A 12,806-nucleotide genomic window follows, 5' to 3' on the forward strand; every position below is an offset into this window, starting at 1 on the left:
CCTAAAGCAAGTAGTTTTGTGCGTAAAGTAATGTAAAACAGTGTCGGAAATTGATTCATGTTGACGTTCGGGGGAAATTCTCGTTCATCAATTAGCTTTTGTACACTGAGTGGTAGTTTATCAAAATTAGGCGAGAATACGCCCACTTCTAAACGATCCGGGTGAAGCCCGAGTGAAAGTGGGAGATGAATCGCCACCCTCTCTTTCGGGTATATCCTTTGTAAGGAGGTGAACATCATGTTGACTCACAAGGCCTACAAATTCAGAATCTATCCGACAAAAGAGCAGGAAATCCTGATCGCGAAGACGATCGGTTGTTCGCGCTTCGTCTTCAACCACTTCTTGGCGAAGTGGGATGAGACGTATAAAGCGACAGGTAAAGGACTGTCCTACGGGTCTTGTTCGAAAGAACTCCCGTCGTTGAAGCAGGCGTTCGACTGGCTGAAGGAAGTCGATAGCACATCTGTGCAGACGAGCGTCAAGCATCTTGCTGATGCCTTTGACCGCTTCTTCAAGAAGCAGAACGAACGACCCCGCTTCAAGTCGAAGTGCAACCCTGTTCAATCGTATAAGACGAACATCCAAGGCAAGTCTCAACTTCCAGAAGTCTCGATCGTCGGCAACACGATCAAAATTCCAAAGCTGAAGTGGGTCCGCTTCGCCAACTCGAGGCAGGTCGTCGGACGCATCTTGAACGCGACCATCCGGCGTAACGCTCCAGGAAGATACTTCGTCTCCCTGCTCGTCGAGCAGGAGAGCAACGAACTGCCGAAGACGGGCTCGTCCGTCGGCGTCGATGTCGGGTTGAAGCACTTCGCCATCCTGTCTGACGGCACGGTATACAAGAACGACCGTTACTTCCGTTCGCTTGAGAAGAAGCTGGCGCGCGAGCAACGCAAGCTTTCTCGTCGTCAACGGTTGGCCTTGGACAAGAAAGTGAAACTTTCCGAGGCGAAGAACTATCAGAAGCAAAAGCGGAAGGTCGCCCGCATCCACGAGAAGATCGCGAACAAGCGAACCGATTTCCTGCACAAGGTCTCGACCGAGATCGTCAAAAACCACGACGTCATCGGGATCGAGACCTTGCAGGTGAAGAACATGCAGAAGAATCGCAAGTTGAGCAAGTCCATCTCCGAGGTCAGTTGGTCGGAGTTCTTCCGCATGCTCGGATACAAGGCGGAATGGTACGGAAAGACCGTCGTGAAAGTCGGCAAGACCTTCGCCTCTAGTCAACTGTGCTCCCGTTGCGGACATCAACACAAAGACGTGAAACATCTTGGTTTGCGTGAGTGGACATGCCCGAGTTGCGGCATCCATCACGACCGCGATGTGAACGCAGGACTGAACCTCAAACGAGAAGCTGAACGCATCCTAGCTTCTTCAACCGTCGGGACGACGGGGTTAGCCTGATCAGGTTTCGACCGTTAGGTCGGATGACTCAGGAATCCTCCACCTCTAAGCGAAGCGTAGGTGGAGGTAGTTCAATTATACTAGTTTCGTACGAAGTCATTTCATCCTCTCCTCCTGCAACGAGTTCAGAATCAACAGCAGCTCCCGCTTCAACCGACAACGATACTGATGCCAACGCTGAAGATGAAACATTCTCTGAAGAACCTGTCGAAGAGCCTGTTACCGAAGAGATAGAAGAAACACAAGATATCTCTGACGATGTAGTAAACGCCTCCGAAGAAGAAATCTATGATCAAACTAAAAAGTATTACGCTTCCTATACACCAATAAAACTTCAAGATCCTAATGAAAAAATCGAACTTGCTCCAAGCTTCTTTTATGAAATCAATCAAATTGAAGTCGGTGAAGTCAATACTTACGAACCGTTCGTAAAGAAGTTCATGTTCAATGCCGAACCGACCTCTGTGATGAAAGTATCTGTGACCGTTCAGAATAATACCTCAAAAGATTACTACTATTCTTTTGCTAGTACCTTTATTGACAATGGAACAAATGAATATAGTCCCGTTGGAAAATTTACGTTAAATCAAAGCTACAATCCAAACACGGAGCTCCCACTTCTTCGGGCAGGTACGAAAGATCAAGGTAGCTACTATGTTTTCATGGAAGAATCTGCAGATACTCTCGATTCTTTTGATTTTTTAATTGGTTTACCGACCGATCCTGCCACAGGTAACCCTGTTGATTCCTCATCTGCTAACACAATCACCATCTCGCTAGACTGACTTTCCGAATAACAATTCGGAAAGTCTTTTTTCTACTCTCTACTATTCTCTTCATTCCATTTCCTTGTATACTAGTAGTGTCCTAAAAACTAGGAATTAACATCTTTTTTCAAAAAAACGTACTTTTTTTCTAATGTTTTAAATTCTATATGAAGGAGTTTTCATGTCATGAGCACTACCCGGTCAAAAGCTATTAACTTATTCCAATTCATGGCTGCCGTTAAAAAACTTGGTTTGAAGACGCAGCGTGATACGAAAACATATACAAGCATTTTAGAAGAGACGATGATGGACTATCCGAACGTCAAAGCGACGTCCGACGACAGCGGACAGACCGTCGTCGAAGTAAAATTTCTTCCCGCCTTCTCCGTCAGCCGTCCTGCCCTCCCGAGCGGATTGAACGACTGGACTGTACAGAATGGTGAGGACATCACACCGAAGGCTTCACTCCCTGAAGAATTACGTCAGACGTGGACGACCTATGAACTCGCAGTCCGGGACTGGAAGGACAAAAAACGTCAACACGAAAAAGCTCAATCCCTATATGACCTCATGTACCGGATGTATCAATTCCAGTCGACCGATAATGACACGCATGAAATCGTCTGGACATTCGGCATGCTCCATTGGCCTTTGCACTACATACAACGCCCCTTGTTCGCTCGTCCTGCCGTGATTGAGTTCGATACGGAAAAAAGCGTCTTCCGAATCGAGACGACACCGACGCCTGCAAAACTTGAACTCGATATGTTGCACTGGGATTCGGTCTGGATGAAGGCTGAACTTTCACAGTATGAACTCGACTTCAAGGAAGACCATGCCTTTGATTTCAATCCATGGAGCACAGACGAGGTGCAAGAACGAAGCGAACAAGTATTACGCCTGTTACACGCGGATCATGCCTATGGTCAAGAAGCTGATGTCTATGTCATGCCAAGCGTCCGACTTTATCGTCGTCCAAAATCAAATCACGGCTGGGTCGAAGAACACGAACAACTGGCACAAGCCATCGAGGAAGAGTTGCCGATTTCTCCTGCACTCGAACAATTTTTCACATCGAATGATGAGGAGATTGCGGCACTCGATCAACAGGACCGCCCACAATGGACGGCGGTCGGGGAAGAAATCCTGTTCCCGCTCCCCTACAACGAAGAACAAAAGCGGATTTTGCAACAGTTGAGCAACAATGCAGGCGTCGTCGTCCAAGGACCTCCCGGGACAGGGAAAAGTCATACGATTTCGAATCTCATCTCGCATTTGCTCGCCCACGGAAAACGCGTCCTCGTCACGAGTGAAAAAGAACATGCCTTGACCGTTCTGCGTGATAAGTTACCTGCTGAAATCCGTGAACTTGCCGTCTCTGTACTTGGGGCTGACTCAAAGACCATCAAGCAGACCGAGACTTCTCTCCACGGGATATCAACGTATCTTAACAAGACATCCGCCGAAGAACTTGCACAGCAGTCGACGACGATTCGTGCGCACCTTGAATCGATTCGACGGGATATCGCAAAAACACGACGGGCGATGATTGATCAAGCCGTCCTCGAGCACGAGAGTCTCGCAATCGGAGGCGAAACGAAAACACCTCTCGAATGGGCAAAATGGGTCAGTCAATCCCAGGCGCAGACACTGGTTCCGACGCCAATCTTGACGGAAACGATTCCGCTCAGCGCACCAGACATTCAGGAACTTTATGCTTTGATGCAAGACCAAGAAGCACTTGCTGAATTGAAGGTCCTTGGGCGCCGTCCAGCGCGAACGGCATTCTCGGAACCACTCCGCTTTGAAGAACTCGCCCAAGAAGTGGCGACCTTACGCGCGCTCGAAGCAGAAGCAGCCCCTGTTGATTGGATGCGCCCTGCGTCAGAAGAGACGAAGGTGCAGACGCTCGACTGGTTACACCAAGCTTCTACAACGTATCCGACACTTGAATCTTGGACACATACTTTGTATCGCCACTGGCTAGCCCATCCGTCTGACGCAGAAGATTTGGAGCGAGAACGTGCCCAATTCGAACAGACATTACGTGAAATCGAACGACTCGAGCGGACCGTCTCACTGCATGACTTCTCACTTCCGACGACGGACGTCGACCTCTTCTCGCTCGCGACCGAACTCGTTCCGCTCTTTGAAGCAAATAAAGTCAACGGGATGTTTTTTAAATGGACGAAACGGAAGAACTATACCGTCATCCTCGACGAGGTGACGATTGACGGAAAAAAAGTTACGCAGTCAGCAGATGTCGCGCTGTTACTTGAACACCTGACCTATACGGAAGAGTTACGAAAACTCGAGCGGACGTTCACCCACCGATTTGCTCACCATGCCATCGAGATTCCAGTCGTTTCTTTAACGACATATCGGAAGGCGCTTGACGTCATCCGTAAGCTCGACACAGTGCTTAATCACTTCAAAGAAGTCGTCCGTCCGCTACAAGCAGTCTACGCGACAGCAACATTTTCGTACGAGCAGGACTGGTTGACGGCACAAACACATGCCCTCGAAGTCTTATTCCGTCTCAAACGGCTCGATGCACTAGATCAACAACAGCAAGGCTGGCTCGCAACACTCGAGAATACCGAATTCACGCACCCGATCACGGCACGGTTGACGCAAGCGATTCGTGCATGGGATGCGTCACAGTATACGGAAGTCTACGAAGAGCTCAGACGCATAGAGACGAACGAACATCGTGCGAGTCGGCTGCAGGAACTCAGCGGCCTGCTCGAACAGGCTGCCCCGAACTGGGTGACGGCACTGCGAACAAACAGTGCCCCGACCTTCCACGCCCTCGAGCTGCGTGACGCCTGGCACCTTGCCTACGTCAAGAGCCGCCTCGACGATTTGAGTGACGCCGATGAGCGGGATCAGTTGTATCGTTTGGAACAAGAAGAAGGTCAGACCGTCGCTCGCCTCTGTGCGACACTCGCTTGGAAGGAACAACTTAAACGGATGACCCCTTCGAAGCAGGAACAACTCAACAGTTGGGCGACCTTGATTCGTAAGGTCGGGAAAGGAACAGGGAAACACGCCTCCCGTTACCGAAAGGAAGCGGCCAAACAAATGATGCAGGCGCAGGATGCGATTCCCGTTTGGATCATGCCCGTCAACCGTGTCCTTGAATCGTTCAAGGCGGCGAGTGATTTGTTCGACGTCATCATCTTTGATGAGAGTTCACAAAGCACGATGGATGCCATCTCGCTCCTGTCACGGGCACGTAAAGCGATCATCGTCGGCGATGATCGTCAAATCAGTCCGACAAGTTTTGATAACCGGGATAACGTCGAAGAGAAACGGAAAACTTATTTCGGGGACGACCCAACGATGACGCTGTTCGATGGGACGAGTAGTTTGTATTCGCTGGCCTCGGTCAAGTTCAGTACGAAAGTCGGCTTACGGGAACACTTCCGCTGTGTACCGGAAATTATCGGCTTCAGCAATGCCCACGTCTATGAAGGAACGATTGTCCCGCTTCGTCTGCCGCAACGCGCGGAACGGCTCAACCCCGCCGTCAAAAGTCACTTCGTCAGTGACGGTTATGTCGACGAACGGACGACGGATAAAATCAATTTACCGGAAGCACGCGCCATCGTCGCGGAACTGAAGCAGATGATGCAGGACCCGCTTTACGCAGAGCGGACGTTTGGTGTCGTCTCTTTACTCGGAAACGCCCAAGCGAACCAAATCGAACGGATCGCGACGGCTGAAATCGGAATCGAGACATTGATGCAACACCACGTCCGCTTCGGGGATGCCTATACGTTCCAAGGAGACGAGCGTGACGTCATGCTTCTCTCAATGGTCGTCGCTCCGAATAAACGTTTCATGGCGATGACGAAGGAAACGGACAGTCAACGTTTTAATGTCGCAGCGAGTCGTGCCCGTGATCAGATGATTCTGTTCCATTCGGTCTCGTTGAACGATATCGGAAATAGCAACTGCATGCGTTATAAATTACTTGGTTATTGTCAAAATCCACTCGGTGACCAAGCTTCACTCGAGAGTATCAAACATCGTTTCGACTCTCCGTTCGAAGAAGCGGTCTACCGTCGCCTCGTCGCCCGTGGCTATCTCGTCACGCCACAAGTCCAAGTCAATGGCTACCGGATCGACCTCGTCGTCGAAGGCGAACACAATCGTCTTGCCGTCGAATGTGATGGCGAACGTTGGCATGGACCGGATGCGTATGAAGCAGACATGTTCCGACAAAAAGTCTTGGAGCGGGCGGGCTGGAACTTCTGGCGTGTCCGTGGCCGTCATTTCTATCAAGACGCCGACCGGGCGATGGAATCGTTATGGACGACGCTTGAAGAGATGGAGATTAAACCGACTTTGCTTGAATATGTCTAAGAAATATACGTGAGAAACAACTTGTACACCATAAAAAAACACCTTTCATTGTCAGCTTGAGCAGTTCAAGCGACTTTTGAAAGGTGTTTTGTTTTACTTGCTTATTTAACAATAATTTTACGTTTTATGCTTGTCAGGTTCCCTGCTTTATCCGAGACACGATAAGTCAGGTAATAGGAACCTTTCTTTTTCGTATTGACGGTTCCACTGACTTTTATCTTCTTCGTCAAAGGGCCATCCAGGTTATCTGTCGCACGTACACCCGTCATCGGGTTAAACGACGATTTGTACTTGATTGATTTTGCTGTTGCCCCGGTGATGACCGGTTTTGTCAAATCTTTCACCACGACTTTACGAATGATGGTCGTTTTATTCCCCGCCCGATCACTTACACTGTACGTTAATTTGTATGTCCCGACTTTCTTGCTGTTGACACTGCCACTCACCTTGATTGATTTCGTTAACGTCCCGTCAACATTGTCTTTGGCTGATACGCCTTTTCGTACATCAAACTTTTGATTCAGAGCAACTGTCGTACTCTTCGCTCCACTGATTACTGGCTTGATTGTGTCTTTGACCGTAATGACACGGCTTACTTTCGTGACGTTACCCGCTTGATCCGTCACGGTATAGATCAACGTATAGCTGCCTGCCCGTTTCGAATCGACGGTTCCAGCAATCTTGATTCGACTCGTCAAGTTTCCGTCCGTTTCATCAGTAGCCGTCACGCGATCTGATGGGTTAAATGTTTGCCCTACGTCGATCGTTTTCTTCGTCGCACCAGAAATGATCGGTTTGATGACATCACTCACCCGCTGTTCGACTTGCTCACTCTGATTGTTCGAAGCGTCTGTTGCACTGACACGAATCACCGTACCTGCAGGAAGAACGGTCGTCGGGTGAGAGAAGCGTCCCGACTGATCGGCCGTCAATGCGACCGTTATCTTCCCGATGAGAAGTGTGACGTGCGCACCAGGCTCCACCTGCCCTGTAATCCGTGTTGATTGATTGGTCACTTGATCAATGACTGGTTTCGCGGGTGCCGTTACATCTTTCAACGTCACCTTTTGTAGCTTACTCTCGTTCCCGGATGCATCGGTCGCGACGACATACAAGGCGTTTCCTGACGGACGGGTGAAGGCGATCGTAAACTTCCCGTCTGCGCCGACTGTTCCTTTACCGAGTTGCTTGTCTTTTGACTCGCTTTCGTAAATCGTGATTGTCGCGCCTGCTTCTGACTCTCCTTTGAGCTGAAGGACGTCGTCCGTTGTCTCGAGTGGGAGTTTCAACATTGGCGGGACATGATCCTCTACCACGAAGCTATACTCCTCGTTGATTAGACCGTTGATTTCAAATTTAACAGCTAACCGTGTGCCGATTTTTTGTTGGTCCAGCTTTAATTCAAATTGTCCAGAAGCACCTATAACGGTTTTCGCGACACTTTTTCCCTCTTTTAAAACAGAAACACTCATTCCGTTAGCACCACGCCCTTTAAGCGTGCTCGATTCTTCTAAAAAAGAATCTACTTTATACGTATAGAATTGTTGCTTATTGATGTCCGACTGAATATCAAGTGCATCAATGGCGACATATCTAATAGTCATACCATTTTTAAGTGGAATGGCATCAGTAAACACTGGACTCCCTGATGTAGGTGTCGATCCATCTAATGTATAGTGAATTTTTGCACCTTTTGTCGCACTTAAGACGACCTGTTCTCCTTCAGTATAGATTCCACTCGATAACGAAGAGGTAACAACAGGCTTCGAGCGATCTAAAACGTTGTACGATTTAGCCCATGTATTTCCGAAAATGTCGCGGAACGAAAATTCCAACTGACGCTTTGTTCCAATTGGATAATCTTTGACACGGAATGTTCCATCGGAGTTAATATTTAATTTTTCACCTTCCAATGTCACATCGACTACAGGAACAGTAGCACCAGAAAACGTGATTTTCCCATCCGTTTCGACGATCGGGTCCTCATAAATTTTAAAAGGTACATTTTTATTGAGCGGGTTATTACTTGCCGTCATACTCGATACACTATTGCTGCCGCTCATGACGACTCCACCTTGATAAAGCGAACCTGAACCGTAGCTAAAACTATTAGCATAAATCGTCCCGGTGACACGGACGCCACCATAAATCCGCATCGCTCCAAGTACATACACGTTTCCATAGACAGTAGTTCCGTTTAACGTCGCAACAGCCTTTGGTCCGATATAAAGATCTCCAGAAATTGTTCTGTATGTTAAAGATGTATTTTCTGTATAGAATGTGTTAGCTAGTGGCTCGATTCGTTTAAATACCGTAAATGTATGGCTGCTTAATCCTTCAGTCACAATTGTTTTATTTCCGTTTAAGTCTTCCACTTCAACAGAACTAATCTTCCATTCACCAGCATCTAAGCCTTCAGTCAGTTGAAGAGATGTTTGGTATTCGTCTACCTCTGTCGAAGGAGAGAGTGTAACAATTTGTTCTTTCTGAGAAGAACTATGTCGATATGCCACCTTAACGCCTTTTACTTTCGTGTCATCCACTGCACTAACTTTTATTTCTAGGGGCTGTGCTTGGTCAAGAAACGATTGGCTGAGTGATATTGACTTGAATACAGGCGGTGTTTTATCGTCTAGATAATCTTCTAATATGAATTGAGTCTCTTCTGTGAAACGAACATCTCTACTATAAAAATCTTTGACATTACCTGCCTTATCATAGATGAACAGATACTTTGGTTTCCACGTTCCGGAGGGCATGTCTTCTTCCATCCGAATTTGCCCTCGGTATACATTCGCACCAGCGTCATACGTCATGGTTATTTTTTTCTCATTTCCAGTTTGAGGCGCCTCGTAAGAGAAATAAATCCACTTGATTCCACTTCCTTCGTCACTCGCCTTGATCGAGACGTTCACAACGTCTCCGACCTTCACTGTTTTTTTATCCAGCACAAGACTCTCGAGTGTCGGCTTTGTAACATCAGCTGCCCCTTCTACAACACCCATCGGAATAATACTAATTACTAAAACTATTAAAAGTAAATATGAAATCCATTTTCTCATCATTTTTCTTACTACCTTCTTCTCTATGTATTTTTATTTAGTACAAAATGCGTATATGTAACTTACAAGTAAAAATATTTACATTTCAATATTACTTTATCAATTATTTCCCAATAAATGATTTTTTGATTTTAGGTCAATTTTTTAACTGAAAATTTTAATTGTAATATAAAACCTTTTAGCAGGATTTTTATAAATCAAATCCCCTTAAAATCGTAAACAGTTTTTCAGGAACGGGAACGAATAAAGAGGACTTTTTAAGATAATTATAGAAATTATATATACATTATGTAATTTATTGAGAAGGGAGGATTTCTTCATGGAATTTCACGTTTCACAAAAAGAAACGGAGTGGGCTTCTTACTGGAAAGAAAATAACTTACAGTTTGCCCATGAACTTCCTCTAAAGAGTGAAGATATCGTTGCACTTCAACAATGGTTAAAAGAACAACTTCAAACAAGATGGTATGATTCGAGTCGGCTGATTGTTCGTAAACTTTGGTACCACTATCCTTTTACCTGCCTACTTGCTACATCGACTATTGCGCTCGACCAAGAAGATGCAGGCTTTTGGACGTTGTTCGCCAACTTTTACTCTTTAAATAATAACTTCGTGAATGATTGGAAGGAAGAAATGAATTCAGCGCTACAAAAAAATGCTATCTACCGATCCGTAGATAGCCATCGTCGTTACTACTTAACGGCTCTGAGTCATTCAGGCGTCACCTCGATCTACGCTTTAGAAAATATCTACCATTATTTCATCAGTCAGGTGATTGAACAAAGAAGACAGTTACCTAGTGCTATTCGTCAAGTCATAAACGGACAATGGCAATGGTCAGATCAATTAAAAAAACCAATTCTTCTTTATATCGAACAAAGTTTACGAAATCCAGAACCCTTATTTCGTCTAAAAGAATTTTTTATGGAAAAACGTACGTTTAGCTCCTTTCCCCCTTACATGCATAAAAACTTGAAAACGATTCAACAAATTGCTCAGGTTGAGCGAAAAAAGCATTCTCGACGGCAATTTGTCTTTTGGGATGAAATGCTCAATCGTCCACGAATCAAACTCCCAATCATCGAACGAGAAAAAGCTCAACGCGCCTTTTGGAACGTTGGTCATCAGACAGTTCAATGTCAACGTGAAGCTACTGACCATTCAGTACGTTTTCACCCTCTAGAAATTGAAATTGACTATGATCCAAATCAAGAAACATTAATATTAACAATTGATTCAGAGGAAGAAGTATACGAACTTCCGTCACCTTATCCTTTCTATTTCAAACAGAAACAATCAACCACTGACTATGAGCTACTGCGAGGAAACTACGTTGAACCAGGAACTGAGATTGTTATCGTCAAGCCCTCGAATTTTTCGACAAATGAAGCCTATCGACCTATCAGCCATCCTATTTGGCGCGAATTCGAATATAAGCGTTTCTCAATTCATAGTGATACGGAATTCTATTTCCAATCGGAACAAGGGTTCATCAGAAAACAGTTCGTTACAACAGCAAAAATCGAAATCACGTTAGACACGCAGCCGCTATTCTATTCGAAAGAAAAACACTATGCCGAGTTTCCGACACTACGTTTTCATGACCTAGATAGTTTCCAAGATTTATTGGATTGGTCGATAACACTCAACGATTCGACGTTTGGTTTCGAATATTTCTCGGATGCGTTGATCCAACAAGAAGAGGACGTACTTTTAGATTTACAGCAATTAAAAGTTCACCGAAACTTACTCCAATCGGTCGCTTTACATCTTCACAATCAGCATAAGGGACATACCTATCGCTTAAATTTCGTGTTACTTCCACGTGATTTTTCCTATCGGCAGCATCAAGATCATGTGCGTTTCTCATCACGACATCTTCAAAAAATACGCCTTGCGACTAAGACGTTCAGCCCACAAGAACGAAGCATCCGCATACCAACCGATTATTTGAAAGAATCAGTTCCTATAACATTTACGATTCCCGGTCACCCGCTTTATACCGTTGATTTCAGCAAAGTATTCTTTGAATATGAAATTCTTTCGAAAAATGGAGTGGGGAAGATTTTTACACCAGAAGAGATAGGCGATATCTCAATCCGAATTACAAGATTATATCCGTCACACGAAATTTTCCATGCCCACCTGTCGATTCATAATTCTAAGAGTATAGAAAACATCCCGATTTCAATTAAACGAAATCAATATACGAATGTCGTCTCACTCAATATTTGTCATCATGCACTAAAGCGTTTTGAATCCGGTAGTATCACTCTCGTCATTAATGATCAATCCGAATTCATTTGCCATTTTACAGATGAACTTCATCCTCTCCTCCATATGGATGAATCGTTTACCGTACACCTAGCATACCAACTCGAGTATGATATCAAATTTAAGATTTTTCATCCTTATAGTTTAGTCGTGAAGGATGATGTATGGATTATCCCTAGAGGCGTCACTCATCTCTGCCTCAGTCCCTTCTCGGATCACGATGTCGTCGTCAACGGAATCAAAGATGACACCGACTGGTTCGCAAGTGAGGACGACATCATTGCTTTCCCTAAGTTGCAAACACCTTTATCAAAAGAACACTTAATCAACTTTATCAATTCGTTGGATGAAACGAACTGGTCGGACTTCATTCATAAATTAAACACATATGGTGCTACTTATTTTCAACAGCTAAATCAGATTCAACCGTTACTACTAAAACGTGTCCTAGAATCACCGGAGCTGACACGATTGACCATCACTACACTCGATTCGAATCAAGTTCCTTGGGAAAACTGGGTAAACCTATTTGGTATTTATTTATGGGAAGCAGAAGAACAATATCATTTTTTTGAAAAAATCCATGGGTCGAGACTTATCAATACCGCGTTCTGTCATGTACGAACGTTCTCGCAGCTGAATGTGTCTGACCGCCACATACTCCGCCAGCAATTTAAACGATTTAGTCCAGAGCATCTTCATCCTCTCGACTTCGATATCATTGACAGCTGTAATCCTTATCTCGATGATCGTTTTTATACCGATCCGAGCGAGGTCATTTCACACAAACTGCATCTTGAGCGTGAACTGCAGTGGGCAGATGACCAACTTCAAAAATGGGTTAAAGCGATTGAACTACCTCCACCTACGCTTCGCTTAGAGGTGGAGGATTCCTGAGTCATCCGACCTAACGGTCGAAAC

The 12,806-nt window shown here is 45.5% G+C and carries 5 protein-coding genes; 4 read left to right on the plus strand and 1 reads right to left on the minus strand.

The window, feature by feature from the left end:
- Positions 1-237: 237 nt before the first annotated feature.
- The 3 genes from tnpB (at position 238) to P403_RS0109770 (ending at position 6,548) form a co-directional block, all read left to right on the plus strand.
- Positions 238-1,410: an IS200/IS605 family element RNA-guided endonuclease TnpB gene (tnpB, locus tag P403_RS0109760; protein WP_029332455.1), complete on the plus strand. Its 1,173-nt coding sequence runs from the start codon at positions 238-240 to the stop codon at positions 1,408-1,410.
- A gap of 23 nt (positions 1,411-1,433) precedes the next feature.
- On the plus strand, positions 1,434-2,195 hold the full coding sequence (locus P403_RS0109765; RefSeq protein ID WP_029332456.1) for a hypothetical protein: 762 nt from the start codon (positions 1,434-1,436) through the stop codon (positions 2,193-2,195).
- Between the two features lie 168 nt (positions 2,196-2,363).
- Positions 2,364-6,548 (plus strand): AAA domain-containing protein, encoded by a 4,185-nt coding sequence (locus P403_RS0109770; RefSeq protein WP_029332457.1) that lies wholly within the window; start codon positions 2,364-2,366, stop codon positions 6,546-6,548.
- Between the two features lie 101 nt (positions 6,549-6,649).
- Here P403_RS0109770 and P403_RS0109775 read toward each other — a convergent pair whose 3' ends face one another.
- Complete coding sequence (locus P403_RS0109775; protein WP_029332458.1) at positions 6,650-9,613, minus strand: immunoglobulin-like domain-containing protein; 2,964 nt, start codon at positions 9,611-9,613, stop codon at positions 6,650-6,652.
- Positions 9,614-9,929: 316 nt separating this feature from the next.
- On the opposite strand from P403_RS0109775, the gene P403_RS0109780 reads away from it, so the two are divergent.
- Complete coding sequence (locus P403_RS0109780; RefSeq protein ID WP_029332459.1) at positions 9,930-12,782, plus strand: hypothetical protein; 2,853 nt, start codon at positions 9,930-9,932, stop codon at positions 12,780-12,782.
- Positions 12,783-12,806: the final 24 nt, after the last annotated feature.

Origin of the sequence: Exiguobacterium oxidotolerans JCM 12280 (assembly GCF_000702625.1) — a bacterium.
Taxonomy (GTDB): domain Bacteria; phylum Bacillota; class Bacilli; order Exiguobacteriales; family Exiguobacteriaceae; genus Exiguobacterium_A; species Exiguobacterium_A oxidotolerans.

Bases quoted from the DNA above. Each gene is read 5' to 3' on its own strand.
- tnpB (WP_029332455.1), top strand. From the start codon at position 238: ATGTTGACTCACAAGGCCTACAAATTCAGAATCTATCCGACAAAAGAG.
- P403_RS0109765 (WP_029332456.1), top strand. From the start codon at position 1,434: ATGACTCAGGAATCCTCCACCTCTAAGCGAAGCGTAGGTGGAGGTAGT.
- P403_RS0109770 (WP_029332457.1), top strand. From the start codon at position 2,364: ATGAGCACTACCCGGTCAAAAGCTATTAACTTATTCCAATTCATGGCT.
- P403_RS0109775 (WP_029332458.1), bottom strand. From the start codon at position 9,613: ATGATGAGAAAATGGATTTCATATTTACTTTTAATAGTTTTAGTAATT.
- P403_RS0109780 (WP_029332459.1), top strand. From the start codon at position 9,930: ATGGAATTTCACGTTTCACAAAAAGAAACGGAGTGGGCTTCTTACTGG.